The sequence below is a fragment of the Pseudomonas sp. MWU12-3088 genome, assembly GCF_023242405.1.
GTDB lineage: Bacteria > Pseudomonadota > Gammaproteobacteria > Pseudomonadales > Pseudomonadaceae > Aquipseudomonas > Aquipseudomonas kribbensis.
Map to the genome: position 1 here is coordinate 60,062 of NZ_JALJEA010000003.1, position 17,838 is coordinate 77,899.

The window sequence follows — 17,838 nt, forward strand, 5'->3', positions numbered from 1 at the left end:
GGCTCAGGTGAATCTGCAAATCCCGCAACAGACGCCTTCCTTGCAGCGAGACTTCATGAACCACAGCCTGGATATCAGCCATCGCGATCCTGATCTGTTTGGCCTGCTTTACGGCTTCCGTTTTCGCCCGGGCGAGCGCGGGCGCGAAGTGGATTCGGCGACCGCCCTGCGCTGCCTGCAGGACGACAGCGACAGCGACGAATTCCTCTGGCTGCATCTGAACCTGGCCCACGCCGCGTGCGAGCGCTGGATGAAAAGTCATCTGCAATTGCCTCAGGAATTTTTCGAAGCGCTGCACGAAGGTTCGCGCTCGACCCGCATCGAGCATGTCGATTCGGCGTTGCTGGCGGTGGTCAACGACGTGGTGTTCAACCTCAGCAGCATGGTGTCGTCGGACGTGTCGACGCTGTGGGTCTGCGTGCGCAGCAAACTGATTGTCAGTGCACGCCTGCAACCGCTGCACTCGGTGGACAAGCTGCGTTCATCGGTGAAGGCCGGCGAGTGCTTTCGCTCGCCGTCGGAATTGCTCGTGCACCTGCTGCGCGACCAGGGCGAAGTGCTGACCCAGATCGTGCGCAAGACCAGCATGAGCGTCGATCAGGTCGAGGACGAGTTGCTGTCATCGCGGCTGTCGACCAACCGCGCCGAACTCGGCGCCAACCGCCGGGTGCTGGTGCGTCTGCAACGGCTGTTGGCGCTGGAGCCGGGCTCGCTGTTGCGTCTGCTCAACCGACCGCCATCGTGGTTGCAGAAGGAAGACGTCAAGGAGCTGCGCAAATCCACCGAGGAATTCGCGCTGATCATCAACGACCTTACGGCCCTCGGCGAGCGGATCAAGCTGTTGCAGGAAGAGATCGCCGCCAACCTCAACGAGCAGAGCAACCGCACCCTGTTCACCCTGACCGTGGTGACGGTGCTGGCGCTGCCGATCAACATCATTGCCGGCTTCTTCGGCATGAACGTCGGCGGCGTGCCGCTGGCCACCGATCCTGAAGGGTTCTGGATTCTGGTGGCGCTGGTGGCCACGTTCACCGTGATCGCCGGGCGCTGGGCGTTTCGCAAACGCGGGGATTATTAGGACCGGCGGCGCGGCTAATCCACCGAACACTGATCTGCCGCAGTCTCTCTGTAATATTTAGCAACGATCATGGGCGACACTCCTTCCCTCGCTCAGGATTGTCCTCCCATGGCTACTCCCTCCCTGACCGCCAGCCCGGCCCCCGCTTCCAGCGGCAGGCCGGCGCTCGACAAAAAAACCGGCCCCTTCACTTACGTGGTGTTCTTCGCCGTGCTGGCCATGGGGATGCTGTTCACCGCCTACAGCCTGATGCACGACATGCACGAACTCGGCACGGTGGTCACCACCTGGACGCCGTTCCTGCTGCTCGGCGTGGCGCTGTTGATTGCGCTGGGCTTCGAGTTCGTCAACGGTTTCCACGACACCGCCAACGCCGTGGCCACGGTGATCTATACCCACTCGCTGCCGCCGAATGTGGCCGTGGTCTGGTCGGGTTTCTTCAACTTCCTCGGCGTGTTGCTTTCGAGCGGCGCGGTGGCGTTCGGCATCATCGCGCTGTTGCCGGTTGAGCTGATTCTGCAGGTCGGCTCGTCCGCCGGTTTCGCGATGATCTTCGCCCTGCTGATCGCCGCGATCCTGTGGAACCTCGGCACCTGGTGGCTGGGCCTGCCGGCCTCGTCGTCGCACACGCTGATCGGTTCGATCATCGGCGTCGGCGTGGCGAATGCCCTGATGCACGGCCGTGACGGCACCAGCGGTGTGGACTGGGCCCAGGCCACCAAGATCGGTTACGCGCTGCTGTTGTCGCCGCTGGTGGGTTTCGGTTGCGCGGCGCTGTTGCTGCTGGCGTTGCGTGCGTTCGTGAAGAACCGTTCGCTGTATAAGGCACCGGAAGGCAACACCCCACCGCCATGGTGGATTCGCGGTCTGCTGATCGCCACCTGCACCGGCGTGTCCTTCGCCCACGGTTCCAACGACGGCCAGAAAGGCATGGGCCTGATCATGCTGATTCTGGTCGGCACCCTGCCGATGGCCTACGCGCTGAACCGCACCATGCCTGCCGATCAGACGTTACAGTTCGCGGCGGTGGCCGAAGTCACCCAGCAGGCGCTGGTGAAAAGCGCCCCGCTGCCGGCCCCGGCCGATCCGCGTCCAGTGCTCTCGGATTACGTGCGCAGCAAAGAAGCCACGCCGCAACTGATCCCGGCCCTTGCTGCGCTGACCGGCCATATCGGTGAAGAAGTGAAAGGCTACGGTTCGCTGTCGAAGGTCCCGGCCGAGGCCATGGGCAACGTGCGTAACGACATGTACCTGGCCAGCGAAACCATTCGCCTGATGGACAAGAACAAGGTCGGCACCTTCGACGCCGACACCACCGGCAAGCTGCAATTGTTCAAGCAACAGATCGACAACGCCACTCGGTTCATTCCGCTGTGGGTGAAGATCGCCGTGGCGATCGCACTGGGGCTGGGCACCATGGTCGGCTGGAAGCGGATCGTGGTCACGGTCGGCGAGAAGATCGGCAAGACCCACCTGACCTACGCCCAGGGCGCTTCGGCGGAAACCGTGGCGATGCTGACCATCGGCGCCGCCGACATGTTCGGCCTGCCGGTGTCGACCACTCATGTGTTGTCTTCGGGCGTGGCCGGGACCATGGTCGCCAACGGTGGCGGCCTGCAGATGAAGACCATCCGCAATCTGCTGATGGCGTGGGTGCTGACCTTGCCGGCAGCGATTCTGCTGTCGGGCAGTCTGTACTGGCTGTTCACCCAGATCTTCTGATCGACCCGAATCCCTGTGAGAGTCTTGGCTCTCACAGGGATTTGCGGCAGGAATCAGAGCGTCGAACGAATCAAATCCCCCAGCCAGTCCATGAACACCCGCACCCGCAACGGCAGATGCCGCTGCCTCGCGTACAACAGTGAAATGCCCATCGCCGGCGCGGTGTATTGCGGCAGCACCGTCACCACCTCTCCGGTGTCCAGATAGGTGTTCATGCCGGTACGCGGCACCTGGATCAGACCGAATCCCCCCAGGCACGCCGATTCATAGGCATCGGTGCTGTTGACCGTCACGCTGCCGGCCATCGGCACGCGATGGACCTGCCCGTCCTGCTCGTAGACAAATCCCTCCGAACGCGAACCCAGCACACCGACGTAGTGCACCAGCCGATGCTGCGCCAGATCTTCAAGAGTCTGCGGCACGCCGTAACGCTCGAGATACGCAGGGCTGGCGCAGTTGATCATGCTGAAATCCCCCAGATGCCGTGCGACCACCGATTGGTCGGGCTGCGCACCGATGCGCACCACGCAATCGAAGCCTTCGGCGAGCAGATCGACCCGGCGATCGGTGCTGCTGATTTCCAGTTCCAGGTTCGGATGACGGGCCATGAATTCCGGCAGCTTCGGCATGATCAGCCGCCGCGACAGAATATTCGGCATATCGACCCGGATCCGCCCGGTCAGCGACGCTTCGTCCTGACGGAACAGGTTCTCGATTTCGTCCATGTGCGACAGCAGATCCTTGCTGCGCTCGTACAGCGCGAGACCGTCCTGAGTCGCCTGCACCCGGCGCGTGGTGCGTTGCAGCAAGCGCGTGCCGAGCAAGGTTTCCAGTGCCTGCACCTGTTCGGACACCGTCGAACGCGGCAGCCCCAGACTCTCCCCCGCCATCGTGAAACTCGACAATTCACTGACCCGGACGAAGGTGCGCAGCAGTTCCAGTTTGTTCATGGGCCACCTGTTGATTGTTCGGCATGACCGACCAGTGATTCCGGTTTCAGTCTGTTTATCACCCCATGGCGGATAAATAAACTTTGTTGCATCAACCGTCACTGCTCTCGAGGAAGACCCATGAACCGCAAAATCGCATTGATCACCGGTGCCAGCCGTGGCCTCGGCAAGAACGCCGCCCTGCACCTCGCCGCGCAAGGAGTGGATATCATCGGCACCTACAACAGCCGCGCCGATGAAGCGCAATCGCTGGTCGAGGAGCTGAAAACACTCGGCGCCAACGCCGTGATGCTGCAGCTGGATGTCGGTCGCAGCGAAGGTTTTGCCGATTTCGCCGTGCGAGTGGAACAAGCACTGCAACAGCTCGGACAGCCGCGCTTCGATTTCCTGATCAACAACGCCGGGATTGGTGTGCATGCCTCCTTCGCCGACACCACGCCGGAGCAGTTCGACCTGCTGATGAATGTGCAGTTGAAAGGGCCGTTTTTCCTGACTCAGCAACTGCTGCCGCTGATCAACGATGGCGGGCGGATCATCAACATTTCCAGCGGCCTGGCCCGTTTCACTCTGCCGGGTTACGCAGCCTACGCGGCGATGAAAGGCGCAATGGAAGTGCTGACCCGTTATCAGGCCAAGGAACTGGGTGCGCGGCAGATCGCCGTGAATATCCTGGCACCGGGCGCCATCGAAACCGACTTCGGTGGCGGCGCGGTGCGCGACAACTCGGCGCTGAACGCCATGGTCGCCAGCAACACCGCACTGGGCCGTGCCGGGCAGCCGGATGACATCGGCGGCGCACTGGCTTTGTTGCTGTCGCCGGGGGCACAGTGGATCAACGGTCAGCGGATTGAAGCGTCGGGCGGGATGTTTCTTTAAGCCCGAAAAAGTCCGGACAAAAAAAATCGCAGCCCTCGCAGGCTGCGATTTTTTGTTTTCAGTTCTGGCAGACGCTGCGCATCACCAGCCGCTCGCGCACCACGTCATAACCCCAGTGGTAGATGTAGGTGTACGGCAGGAAGAACAGCAGCACGCCGATGTCGAGCAGGAACGCCTGCCACAGACTGACCGACAGCCACCAGGCAATCAGCGGCACGCCCATCACGATCAACCCGCCCTCGAACAGCAGCGCATGTGCCACCCGCACCCAGGCGTTGTGGGCGATGTTCCAGCGCTTGAGCATGCGGTCGAAGAAGCCGTTGAACACCACGTTCCAGCCCAGGGCCAGCAACGCGATGGCCATGGTGACGGCGCCCATTTCGACCAGCGGTTTGCCCATGATCCACGCCAGCAACGGCGTGCAGATCAGGATCGCCAGCAGTTCGAAACCGATGGCCTGGAAGATACGTTCAGTGATGGATTTGTTGGCAGTCATGGCCGAAGTCCTCTGTGAAGATGGTTGCCATGATCCAGCACCGAACCGATACTTCATAACCAATAACCATCGATCAAGGCGATAGCTCATGGCTTCTCAGGAAGTGTTGCTGGCGTTTGTCCAGGCCGCGACTCAGGGTTCTTTTTCGGCAGCGGCGCGCAAACTCGGGCGCAGTCAGTCCACCGTCAGCGCGGCCGTCGCCAGTCTGGAAATCGATCTGGATCTGGTGCTGTTCGACCGCAGCAGCCGCAAACCGACCCTGACCCCGGCCGGCCACGTGATGCTGCAACGGGCCGAGGCGATTCTGTCAGCCACCAGCCGCCTGGAAATGACCGCCCGGCAATTGGCCCAGGGCGTCGAGCCGAAACTCACGGTGGCGATTTCCGACACCTATCAGTCCGACCGTTTCGAAGCCGCATTGGTGGGCTTCGAGCAGCGCTATCCGGATCTGGAGCTGGAATGCCTGATCGCCGAGTGCGATGACCTGATCGAACTGGTGCAGCGCGGTCGGGCGCATCTGGCATTCGCCGAGATGCAGGACAACTACCCGCCGGACCTGGCGACCGCGACTGTCGCCGAGCGCACTGAAATCGCCTTGTTCGTTGGTCGAAACCATCCATTGGCGATACAGGAATCCATCGATCAAACAGTCCTTGAACAGCACCGCGAGCTGCGTCTGGCCACCATCGTCAATCCCTATGACAGTCGCGGCAAAGGCCGAGTGTGGTCGGCGCCGAGTTATCTGATGCTGCTGGAAATGGCCGAAAAAGGCTTCGGCTGGGCACCGCTGCCACGCTGGCTGGTGGAGCGTTTCGGCAACGGTTTGCTGGTGGAACTGAACGTGCGCGGCTGGCCTAAACCGGTATTCGTCGATGCCCTGTGGTCGCGGCTGTACCCGCCGGGGCCGGCGGGGAGTTGGTTATTGAGCAAGATGCTGGAATAGCTCAGGCGGCTTCGATGGCTGCCGGGCGGTTCACCTGAAAATATTCGTGCAACCCGCGCATCGTCGGCAACTCCAGCGCCTGCGCCGCATAACACAACCCCACCCGCCGGGTGGGCGCCGGCAGGTGCAGCGCTCGCACGACGATTCGCTCGTGCCCGCTTACCAGCGACTGCGGCAACATCGCCACGCCGACACCCGCTGCCACCATGTGCAACGCCTGTTGCAGTGAACCGGCATGCCCCGCCACCGCTTCCGGCGAACGTCCGTACAGCGCCATCAACCGCTGATGCGAAGGATGTTGCGGACAGGTGATCCAGTCTTCGACGGGCGCCCAGCCGGCCTGCGCGTTGGCCATCGGGTGATCGAGGGGCAGCGCCATCACGTAAGACTCTTCCCACAGCGGCAGGAACAGTTCGTCCTCGCAGCACATTTCCTCGACCGCCAATCGACCCTCGCCGTGACAGCCCTCCTCCAGGGTCAACAGCAGATTGGGCAACGCCTGATGGGCCATGCGCACGAAGGCTTCGATGTGGCTGGCGGCGATGTCGCCCTCAATGCCGAGGGTCAGCGGTGCACGGTTTTCGCGGCCGCGAAACATCCGGCTCAACGCCTCGGACTCGGCCACCATCCGTCGCGCCTGCGGGTACAGCAACCGCGCTTCGTCGCTGACCTCCACACCACGGGGCTGACGCACGAACAGCGTCGCGCCGAGTTCTTCTTCCAGCTGTTTGATGGTCACCGACAACGTGGGCTGACTGATGAACAGCCGTTGCGCGGCGGCGGTGATGTTACGTTCCTCGAACACCGCGAGGAAGGCTTTGAGATGGCGGATATCCATAGGAGATTCCGATGGCAGACAGAGGAATAAGGCATTTTTCAGCCTCCAGCGGGCTAAATATACTGCGTCCCGAATCTGGTTATTTGTTTTTCTTATTTCAGGAGTCCAACCATGGGCAAGCCATTGATCATCATCACCGGCGCCAGCTCGGGCATCGGCGAAGCCACCGCCCGCCGCTTGAGCGCTGCCGGCCATCCGCTGCTGTTGCTGGCGCGCCGCATCGAACGCCTCGAAGCGCTGGCACTGCCGAACACCCTCAGCCGCCGCGTCGACATCACCGACCGCGCCGCCTTGCTGGCCGCTGTAGCCGAGGCTGAAGCGCAGTTCGGCCCGGCCGATGCGCTGATCAACAACGCCGGGGTGATGCTGCTGGGCGAGATGAGCAAACAGGACCCGGCGCAGTGGGACCAGATGCTCGACGTCAACGTGAAGGGCCTGCTCAACGGCGTGCACGCGGTGGTCGCCGGGATGATCGAGCGCAAGCACGGCACCATCATCAACGTCAGCTCGGTGGCCGGGCGCAAGACCTTCCCGAACCATGTGGCGTATGTCGGGACCAAGTTTGCGGTGCACGGGTTGTCGGAGAACCTGCGTGAAGAACTGGCGCCGCATAACGTGCGGGTGACCACGATTGCGCCGGGGGCGGTCGAGACCGAATTGTTGAGCCATACCACGGATGAGGCGATCAAGACCGGGTATCAGGCGTGGAAACAGGACATGGGTGGCACGGTATTGAGCGCCGAGGATGTGGCGACGGCGATTGCCTATGCGTATGGGCAGCCGCAGGGGGTTTGTATCCGGGAGATTGTGATGGCTGCTACGCGGCAACAGGCCTGATCCCATTTTTTCAAGGGCGATTGCTCGGAGTGAGTTCCTGCAATCGTCCTTCGATAAACCTGCGTTCCGGCTCCTGCCGGGTCAGTTCCAGGGCTCGCCGGTAAGCCACCCTCGCCTCCTCAACCCGCCCCAACTGCCGACAAAACTCCGCCCGCGCCGAATGCGCCAGGTGGTAATCCTGCAATTCCCCCCGATCCAGAATCCCTTCAATCAAGGTCAACCCGGCCAACGCCCCGTCACGCTTGGCCACCGCCACCGCCCGGTTCAACTCGATCACCGGCGACGGCACTGCCCGCAGCAACACGTCATACAGCCCGACAATCTGTTCCCAGTCGGTCTCCCCCGCCGTCGGCGCCTCGGCATGCACTGCCGCAATCGCCGCTTGCAGGCAATACGGCCCGAAGCGTCCGGTGGTCAGCGCCCGCTCCACCAGATTGCAGCCTTCGGCAATCAGCTCGGCATTCCACAATTTGCGATCCTGATCATCCAGCAGAATCAATTCCCCATCCGCCGATGAACGAGCCGAACGCCGCGACTCGTGCAACAGCATCAACGCCAGCAAGCCCATGACTTCCGGATCCGGCAACAACTCCAGCAGCAGACGCCCGAGGCGAATCGCCTCACGGGTCAAATCTTCGCGGGTCACCTGGGTGCCGCCGGACGCCGAGTAGCCTTCGTTGAACACCAGATAAATCACCCGCAACACACTGTCGAGGCGTTCGGGCAATTCGTTCAGGCTCGGGACTTGATAAGGGATTTTCGCGTCGCGGATCTTCGCCTTGGCGCGCACGATGCGCTGGGCAATCGCCGCCGGGGCCGAGAGAAATGCGCGGGCGATTTCTTCGGTAGTGAGGTCGCAGACTTCGCGCAGGGTCAGCGGCACTTGCGCGTCCGCCGCCAGCGCCGGGTGGCAGCAGGTGAAGATCAGGCGCAGGCGATCGTCTTCCACGTCTTCAACGTCCCATTCGGACTGTTCCAGCTCTTCCAGTTGCGCCAGCAGCAACGGCTGCGAGGCCTTGAACCGTGCGCGACGACGCAATACGTCGATGGCCTTGAAGCGCCCGGTGGACACCAGCCACGCCCGTGGATTGTCCGGCACGCCATCCTGCTGCCAGCGTTCGACCGCGACGAAGAACGCCTCGTGCAAGGCTTCTTCGGCGAGGTCGAAATCGCCGAGCAGACGGATCAGGGTCGCGAGGATCCGCCGCGAGTCTTCGCGGTAGACCTGCGCGACCCGGGCCGCGACCTCAGACATTCAACTGCCGCACGGGACGCACTTCGACGCTGCCGACCCGGGCCGCCGGAATGTTGCCGGCGACCTGGATCGCTTCGTTGAGGTCCCGCGCGTCGATCAGGTAGAAACCGGCCAGTTGCTCCTTGGTCTCGGCGAACGGGCCGTCGGTGATCGACAACTTGCCGTTGCGCATGCGCACCGTGGTGGCGGTCTGCACCGATTCCAGCGCCTCGGCGGCGACCATCCGGCCGCTGCCCTGGATCGACTCGGCGTAGGCCCAGCACTCGGCGTCTTCCGGGCTGTCGGGCGACGAATGCAGCAGGCGCTCATCGCTGTAGACCAGGCATAAATACTTCATGGCGTTCTCCTGAATCGGACGGATCAACTATGGCTGAAGATCAGGGTTTCGCATCGAACAGCGTCGAACCGGTCATCGGATCGAACGGTGCCGACCAGTGTTCGTGGGCAATCTTCCACGTCCCGCCAACAAGGCGATAGCAGGCAGTGGCACGCATCCAGCAACTCTGGGTTTCGCCCTTGTCATTGATCCCGCCGCAGTTGGCGACCCAGTGGGCGAAGGCGATGTTTTCCCCGGTCTCGATGGCGATTTCGTGGAATTCGAAAATGTGCGGGCCGGGGCACATTTCCATACAGGCGATCCAATGGGCGCGGTAGGCCTCCTTGCCCTTGAATTGCAGGGCCTTGATCGCATCGAACGAGAGGATGTCGTCGGCGTAAAGGGTCATGACCTTTTCCACGTCCTTGGTCATGACGGCCTGACGGTAGGTGTCGATGATGGCTTGAATCTGCGCTTGCGTACTCATGGGTTTTCTCCCTGGTTTTTGTTGTGAAGACACCCTTTGTCGTTCGGCGACTGGCCGGATCGACAGCGGAAACAAAAAAATTCCGAAGAGAACAAAATCGCTAGAATCCGGGACTCATCTTTGTAGGAAAAAGGAAATTCCCGTGTCAGCCCGACTCGTGCCTTACGAAAGCCTGAACGCCGCCCAACGCCTGCAGGTCGAGGCCATTGAAATCCACGCCGAGCAGATCAAGTTCTCCGGCGACATCCACGGCGCCCTGCACACGCTGCTGTCGAAACCCGGCCCCGGCGTGAAAGGTTTTGCCCTGCTGGCCGAAGAAGTGCCGGTGGCCTTCTTGCTGCTCAAGCGCCCGCCGGTGTTGCCGGAATGGGCCGATGAGCACAGCGCAACCCTGCATGCATTGCAGGTCGATCACCGCGCCCAGGGCAAGGGTTATGGCAAGGCCTGTCTGCTGGCGTTGGCGGACGTTGCGCGTCAGGCCTGGCCGGAGATCAAAGGGCTGGAACTGTCGGTGGACGCCGACAACGACGCCGCGATTGCGCTGTACGCCAAATATGGCTTCGTCGACAGCGGCGAAGCGTACAAGGGTCGCATCGGTTACGAGCGGCGCATGGGCCTGTTCTTCTAATCGTCGAGGGAGCAACGATGATCGATTCAATCGAAGCACTGGAAGCCATTTACGGATTGCCCCACGAGCGGGCGGTGCGCAAGCAGATCGGTTTTCTCAACGAGGACTATCAGGCGATGGTCCGGGTCTCGCCGCTGGTGATTGTCAGTTCGGTGGGCGCCGATGGCATTGACGGCTCACCGCGCGGTGATGCGCCGGGGTTTGTGCGGATCATTGACGAACGCACCCTGGCTTTGCCGGACCGTCCGGGCAACAACCGCATCGATACCTTGCGCAACGTGTTGCACGATCCGCGAGTGTCGCTGCTGTTCATCATTCCGGGGATTGGCGAGACGTTGCGGGTCAACGGCACCGCAACTATCAGCGCTGATCCGGAGTTGCTGGAAAGCTTCGCGGTCAACGGCAAACCGGCGCGCACGGTGTTGCTGGTTAAGGTGGACGCGGCGTTCTTCCATTGCTCGAAAGCGTTTGTGCGTTCGGATGCGTGGAATCCGCAAACTCATCTACCGCGCTCGGCACTGCCGACGGCGGGGGCGTTTCACAAGCGTCTGAACGAAGGTCAGTTCGATGCCGAGGCCTATGACCGAGAGGCCCCGGCGCGGGTGCGTGAAACGCTCTACTGAAGTCTTTAGAGGGTCAGGATCATCTCGTGCCACGCCATCCCGCCGTGGTCGGACTCGGACGGCTTGATGTAGGCAAAACCGAATCCGGCGTACAGCGGGATGTGCCGTTCCTTGCACATCAGGTGAATCGTCGCCTTGCCCTGGGCGCGCATGCGCTCGATGAACTCGCCCAGCAGACGCTTGGCCAGACCCAGGCCTTGATAGTCCGGGTGAACCACCACCGACATGATCACCACGTTCGGCCCGGCCGGGTCGTGGCCGATCAGTTCCTTGAACGCCTCGTCGGACATCTGCACTTCAAACGCCGCGCCGGAGTTGATGAAGCCGGCCACCTGCCCGTCCACCTCGGCGACGATGAAACCGTCCGGCCAGGTGGCGATACGCGTGGCGATCTTCTCGCGGGTCGCGGCTTCGTCGCCTTCATAGGCGAGGGTTTCGATGGCGTAGCAGCGATCCAGGTCGGCGGCGGTGACGTGGCGGATGACGGTGTTCATGGCAGCTCGAAATCAGTGGAAACAGGGCCGCCAAGGATAAAGGAATAAGGTGTTCATATCGATCCGCATGGGCGGCGTAAAGCCTGCGTATAAGCGCTTTTCTTCGGATTCGGGACGGTCTATTCCTGAGCATTGTCTCTGATCACCCGAAGGGGAACAGTTTATGAGCAGCATGGAAATCGGTTTGTTGATGGTGTTGGGTATCAGCTTTTTCGGCTTCATCACCCTGGGCATCGACCTGTTGCGGGCACGACGGATCAAGGGCAAATAGGGCTCGAGCGGCAGCGCGAAACAGGTTCGCGCTGCCGGGTGCCCATCAGGTTTTCTTTTCGACCGGGACGCAGATTTCCAGCTTGCCGGTTTTGAGCTTCGGATTGAAATCGGCGCTGTAGCGTTCCAGCTCCGGGGCATTCAGCCCCTTGTATTCGGAGGCCGGCAGCCAGGTCTTGTAGATGTACTCAAGGGTCTTCGGCAGCAGGTCGAGCGAACCCTTGTGTTCGAACACCGCGTACTGGCGCGGAAGGATTTCGATCCACGGATACTTTTCCTGTGGGAAGTCATCCAGCTTCCTGATTTCGACCCCGGCCATGTAATCGAAACCGCCGTTGCCGTCGAAATTGCTGCACACGCCGTAGGTCACTTCGCCCTTCTGCCCCGGAATATTTCCGATGTGCGGGATGAGTTTTTCCCACAGCGCAGGGATGTCCTGGACGGTCTCTTTGGTAAAGCGATCGCGAAAACCTGCAATCAGCAGGAAGTGTCCATGTTCGAAGCGAGGTTCAGCCACTTCGACGCGTTTTTGCTCATCCATGACTCGACTCCTTGGAACGAAAAAAGTGGGTTCGGCTGGGAGTATAGAAGCCAAACCCGATTCGCACATTTACAGCGTATGCAGGGCCTCGGCGGCGCCGGAGCCGACGAACTCGTTATAGCCGGATACGATCACGTAGACCGCGAAATAGCAGAAGATCGCTGCAGATGCCATGTACGAATAGCGCAACAGCTTGTCGCCCAGCAGTTTGCCGCCATGGCTTGCGGCAAAGCACAGCCCCGCCGACCACAGCAGCCCGGCACACAGAAAGCCGCCGAGGAACAACGCTGAACTGAGCGGACCGCCGCCACCGGAACGGGCGATCAACGTGCCGCCCACCGCCGCGAACCAGAGGATGGCGCTCGGCGAAGACATGGCGAGAAAAATCCCGCGGAAGAATTCCTTGCGATGGGAGTTCTGGCCGACTTCTGCCGTCGCTGCCAGTTGCGCTTCGTGGTGGATCGCCGAATAGATCATCTTCGCCGCGAAGTAGATCAACAGCGCCGAACCACCAATCCACAGCACCCAGCGCACGGTTTCGTATTGCAGCAGAACGGTCATTCCGGCCAGGGCCAGCACCGCGTAGATCAGGTCACCGACGCAGGTGCCGAGGCCCAGGGCAAAGCCTTGAAAATAGCCGCGTTGCATGGCCAGGGTGATCATCGCGATGTTGGCCACGCCGATGTCCAGGCACAGCGAAAGGCTCAGCAAGAAGCCGCTGGTGAATTCCATTGACCGTTTTCCTTGGGAAAAAATTGTTGTCGTGCACGCTGGACAGTCTGCCATCGCTGCCCTTATCTTCCGCCACAGGTCACCGCAGTGACCAGCGTCGCTCGGACGGTTCCGGGCGCTTACGTTATCCGAGGCAACAATGGCTGAACAAGGTTCGCCGCGCCGCTTTGCGCGCATAGATCGACTCCCCCCTTACGTTTTCAACATCACTGCCGAGCTGAAGATGGCCGCCCGACGTCGTGGCGAAGACATCATCGACTTGAGCATGGGCAACCCCGACGGCGCCACGCCGCCGCACATCGTTGAAAAACTGGTGCAGGTTGCACAACGCGAAGACACCCACGGTTACTCCACGTCCAAAGGCATTCCGCGCCTGCGCCGGGCGATTTCCAACTGGTACAAGGACCGCTACGAGGTCGATATCGACCCGGAAAGCGAAGCCATCGTCACCATCGGTTCCAAGGAAGGCCTGGCGCACCTGATGCTGGCGACCCTGGATCAGGGCGACACCGTGCTGGTGCCGAACCCGAGCTACCCGATTCACATCTACGGTGCCGTGATTGCCGGCGCCCAGGTGCGGTCGGTGCCGCTGGTGCCGGGCGTGGACTTCTTCGATGAGCTGGAACGGGCGATTCGCGGTTCGATCCCGAAGCCGAAGATGATGATCCTCGGCTTCCCGTCCAACCCGACCGCACAGTGCGTGGAGCTGGATTTCTTCGAGCGGGTGATCGCCCTCGCCAAACAGTACGACGTACTGGTGGTCCACGACCTGGCTTACGCCGACATCGTCTACGACGGCTGGAAAGCCCCGTCGATCATGCAGGTGCCGGGCGCCAAGGACATCGCGGTGGAGTTCTTCACCCTGTCCAAGAGCTACAACATGGCGGGCTGGCGCATCGGTTTCATGGTCGGCAACCCGGAGCTGGTCAGCGCCCTGGCGCGGATCAAGAGCTACCACGACTACGGCACTTTCACCCCGCTGCAGGTGGCCGCGATTGCTGCGCTGGAAGGCGATCAGCAATGCGTGCGCGACATCGCCGAGCAGTATCGCCAGCGCCGCAACGTGCTGGTCAAAGGGCTGCATGAGCTGGGCTGGATGGTCGAGAACCCGAAAGCTTCGATGTACGTCTGGGCGAAGATTCCCGAAGCCTACGCGCACCTCGGTTCGCTGGAATTCGCCAAGAAGCTGCTGGCCGAGGCCAAGGTCTGCGTCTCGCCGGGTGTCGGTTTCGGTGAATACGGCGACGATCACGTGCGCTTCGCGCTGATCGAAAACCAGGACCGGATTCGTCAGGCGGTACGCGGGATTCGCGGGATGTTCCGGGCGGATGGCCTGGTACAGAAAACAAGCGGCTGACGCAAAACCTGTGGGAGCGAGCTTGCTCGCGATGAGGTCGTCACTGCAACAAAGACGTCGACTGGACCACCGCTATCGCGAGCAAGCTCGCTCCCACAAAGATTTGTGGATTCCGTGAAAAGTCATCACCCACAAAAAAACCGCATCGCTGCGGTTTTTTTGTGCCTGCGATTCGCCGTTAGACGAACAGCGACAGCAACAGAATGAAACCCAGGCCAACCACCGACAGGATGGTTTCCATCGCGGTCCAGGTCTTGAAGGTCTCGGCCACGGTCATGTTGAAGTACTGCTTCACCAGCCAGAAACCGGCGTCGTTGACGTGGGACAGGATCAGGGAACCAGCACCGGTGGCCAGCACCAGCAGCTCACGGTTCACGCCCGGGATCATCCCGACTACCGGCACCACAATGCCTGCGCCAGTAATGGTCGCCACGGTGGCCGAACCGGTCGCGATGCGGATCACCGCCGCCACCAGCCATGCCAGCAAGATCGGCGAGATCTGCGCGCTGACCGCCATGTGGCCGATCACGTCACCCACGCCGCTGGTCACCAGCATCTGCTTGAAGCCGCCGCCGGCACCGATGATCAGGATGATCGCGGCGGTAGGCGCCAGGCTCGCATCCAGCCACTTGAGCATCTGTTGGGAACCGATGCCCTGCTTGTGGCCGAAGGTGTACAGCGACAGCAGCAACGCCAGCAACAGCGCCGAGATCGGGTGACCGATCATGTCCATCCAGGTGCGGAAGAAATGACCGTCCGGCAGCGCCACGTCGGCGAAGGTTTTCAGCAGCATCAGGAACACCGGCAGCAGCACGGTGACCAGGGTGATGCCGAAGCTTGGCAGCTTGGTCGAATCGGTTTCACGGGCCAGTTGATCGACCAGTTCCTGATTCGGCGTGCCCGGAATGTGCTTGGCGATGAACGTACCGAAGATCGGACCGGCAATGATGGCGGTCGGCAGCGCGACGATCAGACCATAGAGAATGGTCTTGCCGATGTCGGCACCGAACACGCCGATGGCCAGCAGCGGGCCCGGGTGCGGTGGCACCAGACCGTGCACGGCGGACAGGCCGGCGAGCAGCGGGATGCCGATCTTGATGATCGACACACCGGTGCGGCGAGCAACGATGAACACCAGCGGAATCAGCAATACAAAGCCGATTTCGAAGAACAGCGGAATGCCCACCAGGAACGCGGCGAACATCATGGCCCACTGCACGCGCTCTTTGCCGAACGCGCGGATCAGAGTCTGGGCGATCTGATCGGCACCGCCGGATTCGGCCATCATCTTGCCGAGCATGGTGCCCAGCGCGAGGATGATGCCGACGAAACCGAGCACGCCACCGAAGCCGTCCTGGAACGCCTTGATGATGGTGCCGATCGGCATGCCGGACGTCAGGCCGAGGAACGCGGCGGCGATGGTCAGGGCAATGAAGGGGTGAATCTTGAACTTGGTGATCAGGACGATAAGCCCGATCACCGTGACTACTGCATCAAGCAGCAGGTAGGCGTCATGGGACATGCCAAACATTGGGGGTGTCTCCTGGTTTGTTGTTGTTATTAAAGCGGGTTAATCAGAAGTCGAAAGGACAGCGCTATCTTCACAATCACACTCATACCGCCTGTTTCAGGCCATGGGCCTGCCACCAGACGTGGGCTTGCGACGCCAGTTCTTCAACGCTGTGGATCGAGGCGTTCAGGGCCAGGGTCAACGGCTCGCCGACCGGCGATTCGAGGGTGGCGAACTGGCTTTCGATCAGCGTCGCCGGCATGAAGTGGCCCGGGCGATGGGACACGCGGTCGGCGGCAACTTCCGGCGTCAATTCGAGAAACACGAAGCCCAGGCCCGGCAAAGCGCTGCGCAGACGTTCGCGGTAAATGTGCTTGAGGGCCGAGCAGGTCAGCACCGGGCGTTCGCCCAGAGCGTCAACACGACGCAGCTCATCGCACAGGCTGTCGAGCCAGCCGGCACGGTCTTCGTCGTTCAGGGGGATCCCCGCGCTCATCTTTTCGATGTTCGCGGCCGGATGGAAAGTATCGCCTTCAATGGCAGTGGCGCCGCTCAATTGGCACAGGGCCTCGCTGACGCACGTCTTGCCGCAACCGGCAACGCCCATGATGACCAGGGCGGTGATGGGATGATTCATGTAACACCTCAGCGCGCAGACAGCGCTACCTTTGCTAGCTATGACTCTAGTGCACAGGCAGAAGTTGCCGACGCCTTCTTGTCGTTTTTTTGGGTTGCAGCAGGTTTTGTCCCAACGCCAAAAAGCGAGGATCAGGCAGGACCTCGCTCACGCATTTGCAGCTGCATAAGGACAGCGCTACCTTAGTGCCTTGATTTTTGTTTGGCAAGCCGCCCGATGACCACCCCTAAAAACGATAAAAACACCCGCACCACCGGCCGTCCCACCCTCAATGAAGTTGCCCGGCTGGCCGGCGTCAGTCCGATTACCGCATCTCGCGCCTTGCGCGGGGTCAGCACCGTCGCCACCGAACTGGTGGAAAAAGTCCAGAAAGCCGCGCTGGAACTCAACTACGTGGTCAACCCCGCCGCCCGCGCCCTGGCCTCGGCCCAGAGCCATTCGGTGGTGGTACTGGTGCCTTCGCTGGCCAACCTGTTGTTCATCGACACCCTGGAAGCCATTCATCGGGTGCTCACGCCCAAGGGCTTCGAAGTGCTGATCGGCAACTTCCACTATTCCCGCGATGAAGAAGAAAACCTGCTGCGCAACTACATGGCCTATCAGCCACGGGGTCTGCTGCTGACCGGCTTCGACCGTACCGAAACCTCGCGGCGGATGATCGAGGCCAGCAACATTCCCTGCGTGTACATGATGGAACTGGACAGCGCCGCCGGCGTGAATTGCGTCGGCTTCTCCCAGCTCAGCGCCGGGGAAACCGCCGCCGAGCATTTGCTGTCCCGTGGCCGTAAGCGTCTGGCCTATATCGGCGCGCAGCTCGATCAGCGCACCCTGCTGCGCGGTGAAGGCTTTCGCAAGGCACTGCAGAAGGCCGGTCGCTACGACCCGGATCTGGAAGTGCTGACCCCGCGCTCTTCGTCCGTGGGCCTGGGTGGCGAGTTGTTCCTGCAACTGCTGGCGGCGCATCCGGACGTCGATGCGATCTTCTTCGGCAACGACGACCTGGCCCAGGGCGCCCTGCTCGAGGCGCTGCGCAACGGGATCCGGATCCCCGAGCAAGTGGCGATCCTCGGCTTCAATGACCTGCCGATGTCGGAGCACATGGTGCCGCGCCTGAGCAGCATCAACACCCCGCGCGAGGCCATCGGACGGCGTGCGGCGGAGCAGATGCTGACGCTGATGGCCGGCAACAGCGTGGCGCGTCCGGTGGAGGACATGGGCTTCGAACTGAAAATCCGCGAAAGCACCTGA

Annotated in this window: 20 protein-coding genes; 9 read left to right on the forward strand and 11 right to left on the reverse strand. The window is 61.6% G+C overall.

What is annotated here, in order from left to right; translation table 11 throughout:
- The first annotated feature begins 55 nt into the window (after window positions 1–55).
- On the forward strand, window positions 56–1,078 hold the full coding sequence (locus M5B98_RS09045; RefSeq protein ID WP_085709746.1) for a transporter: 1,023 nt from the start codon (window positions 56–58) through the stop codon (window positions 1,076–1,078).
- A gap of 108 nt (window positions 1,079–1,186) precedes the next feature.
- Window positions 1,187–2,800, forward strand: a complete 1,614-nt coding sequence (locus M5B98_RS09050; protein WP_134827847.1) for an inorganic phosphate transporter — start codon at window positions 1,187–1,189, stop codon at window positions 2,798–2,800.
- 53 nt (window positions 2,801–2,853) lie between these two features.
- Here the strand turns inward: M5B98_RS09050 and M5B98_RS09055 are convergent, their stop codons facing one another.
- Entirely contained in the window at window positions 2,854–3,750 is an 897-nt protein-coding gene (locus M5B98_RS09055; protein ID WP_248742514.1) for a LysR family transcriptional regulator, read from the reverse strand.
- 120 nt (window positions 3,751–3,870) lie between these two features.
- Between M5B98_RS09055 and M5B98_RS09060 the strand changes: the two genes are divergently transcribed.
- The gene (locus M5B98_RS09060) at window positions 3,871–4,626 is read left to right on the forward strand and encodes an SDR family NAD(P)-dependent oxidoreductase (RefSeq protein WP_085709691.1); all 756 of its coding nucleotides are present in this window, start codon (window positions 3,871–3,873) and stop codon (window positions 4,624–4,626) included.
- A 58-nt stretch (window positions 4,627–4,684) separates the two neighbouring features.
- Here the strand turns inward: M5B98_RS09060 and M5B98_RS09065 are convergent, their stop codons facing one another.
- Window positions 4,685–5,122, reverse strand: a complete 438-nt coding sequence (locus M5B98_RS09065) for a multidrug/biocide efflux PACE transporter (RefSeq protein WP_119427909.1) — start codon at window positions 5,120–5,122, stop codon at window positions 4,685–4,687.
- An 88-nt stretch (window positions 5,123–5,210) separates the two neighbouring features.
- Here M5B98_RS09065 and M5B98_RS09070 point away from each other — a divergent pair, with 88 nt between their 5' ends.
- On the forward strand, window positions 5,211–6,065 hold the full coding sequence (locus M5B98_RS09070; RefSeq protein ID WP_248742515.1) for a LysR family transcriptional regulator: 855 nt from the start codon (window positions 5,211–5,213) through the stop codon (window positions 6,063–6,065).
- Between the two features lies 1 nt (window position 6,066).
- Here the strand turns inward: M5B98_RS09070 and M5B98_RS09075 are convergent, their stop codons facing one another.
- Window positions 6,067–6,903 carry a LysR family transcriptional regulator gene (locus tag M5B98_RS09075; RefSeq protein WP_248742516.1) on the reverse strand — a complete coding sequence of 279 codons (837 nt, stop codon included), beginning with the start codon at window positions 6,901–6,903 and terminating at the stop codon, window positions 6,067–6,069.
- Window positions 6,904–7,014: 111 nt separating this feature from the next.
- Here M5B98_RS09075 and M5B98_RS09080 point away from each other — a divergent pair, with 111 nt between their 5' ends.
- Complete coding sequence (locus M5B98_RS09080; protein ID WP_248742517.1) at window positions 7,015–7,740, forward strand: SDR family oxidoreductase; 726 nt, start codon at window positions 7,015–7,017, stop codon at window positions 7,738–7,740.
- A 10-nt stretch (window positions 7,741–7,750) separates the two neighbouring features.
- On the opposite strand, the gene M5B98_RS09085 is transcribed toward M5B98_RS09080, so the two are convergent.
- Genes M5B98_RS09085 through M5B98_RS09095 form a run of 3 tightly spaced genes read right to left on the reverse strand, consistent with a single transcriptional unit; the run spans window position 7,751 to window position 9,798 of the window.
- A complete protein-coding gene (locus tag M5B98_RS09085) occupies window positions 7,751–8,995 on the reverse strand; it encodes an RNA polymerase sigma factor (RefSeq protein WP_248742518.1) in 1,245 nt (414 codons plus the stop codon).
- Complete coding sequence (locus M5B98_RS09090) at window positions 8,988–9,332, reverse strand: YciI family protein (RefSeq protein WP_007951101.1); 345 nt, start codon at window positions 9,330–9,332, stop codon at window positions 8,988–8,990. Before M5B98_RS09090 ends, M5B98_RS09085 begins: the two co-directional genes overlap by 8 nt.
- A gap of 40 nt (window positions 9,333–9,372) precedes the next feature.
- Complete coding sequence (locus tag M5B98_RS09095) at window positions 9,373–9,798, reverse strand: YybH family protein (RefSeq protein ID WP_248742519.1); 426 nt, start codon at window positions 9,796–9,798, stop codon at window positions 9,373–9,375.
- Between the two features lie 142 nt (window positions 9,799–9,940).
- On the opposite strand from M5B98_RS09095, the gene M5B98_RS09100 reads away from it, so the two are divergent.
- Both M5B98_RS09100 and M5B98_RS09105 read left to right on the forward strand, forming a co-directional pair.
- Window positions 9,941–10,426, forward strand: a complete 486-nt coding sequence (locus M5B98_RS09100) for a GNAT family N-acetyltransferase (protein ID WP_248742520.1) — start codon at window positions 9,941–9,943, stop codon at window positions 10,424–10,426.
- A gap of 17 nt (window positions 10,427–10,443) precedes the next feature.
- A complete protein-coding gene (locus M5B98_RS09105; RefSeq protein ID WP_248742521.1) occupies window positions 10,444–11,049 on the forward strand; it encodes a pyridoxamine 5'-phosphate oxidase family protein in 606 nt (201 codons plus the stop codon).
- A gap of 5 nt (window positions 11,050–11,054) precedes the next feature.
- On the opposite strand, the gene M5B98_RS09110 is transcribed toward M5B98_RS09105, so the two are convergent.
- The 3 genes from M5B98_RS09110 to M5B98_RS09120 form a co-directional block, all read right to left on the reverse strand.
- Window positions 11,055–11,543, reverse strand: a complete 489-nt coding sequence (locus M5B98_RS09110; RefSeq protein ID WP_085730321.1) for a GNAT family N-acetyltransferase — start codon at window positions 11,541–11,543, stop codon at window positions 11,055–11,057.
- Between the two features lie 316 nt (window positions 11,544–11,859).
- A complete protein-coding gene (locus tag M5B98_RS09115) occupies window positions 11,860–12,354 on the reverse strand; it encodes a GyrI-like domain-containing protein (protein WP_248742522.1) in 495 nt (164 codons plus the stop codon).
- Window positions 12,355–12,423: 69 nt separating this feature from the next.
- Window positions 12,424–13,086 (reverse strand): LysE family translocator, encoded by a 663-nt coding sequence (locus M5B98_RS09120; protein ID WP_039766147.1) that lies wholly within the window; start codon window positions 13,084–13,086, stop codon window positions 12,424–12,426.
- Window positions 13,087–13,225: 139 nt separating this feature from the next.
- Here M5B98_RS09120 and alaC point away from each other — a divergent pair, with 139 nt between their 5' ends.
- Window positions 13,226–14,443, forward strand: a complete 1,218-nt coding sequence (gene alaC / locus M5B98_RS09125; RefSeq protein ID WP_248742523.1) for an alanine transaminase — start codon at window positions 13,226–13,228, stop codon at window positions 14,441–14,443.
- Window positions 14,444–14,621: 178 nt separating this feature from the next.
- Here alaC and M5B98_RS09130 read toward each other — a convergent pair whose 3' ends face one another.
- Both M5B98_RS09130 and M5B98_RS09135 read right to left on the reverse strand, forming a co-directional pair.
- Window positions 14,622–15,974, reverse strand: coding sequence for a GntP family permease (locus M5B98_RS09130; RefSeq protein WP_085709678.1), 1,353 nt, complete (start codon window positions 15,972–15,974; stop codon window positions 14,622–14,624).
- 82 nt (window positions 15,975–16,056) lie between these two features.
- Entirely contained in the window at window positions 16,057–16,590 is a 534-nt protein-coding gene (locus M5B98_RS09135; RefSeq protein ID WP_085730316.1) for a gluconokinase, read from the reverse strand.
- Window positions 16,591–16,806: 216 nt separating this feature from the next.
- Between M5B98_RS09135 and M5B98_RS09140 the strand changes: the two genes are divergently transcribed.
- On the forward strand, window positions 16,807–17,838 hold the full coding sequence (locus M5B98_RS09140; RefSeq protein ID WP_065259320.1) for a LacI family DNA-binding transcriptional regulator: 1,032 nt from the start codon (window positions 16,807–16,809) through the stop codon (window positions 17,836–17,838).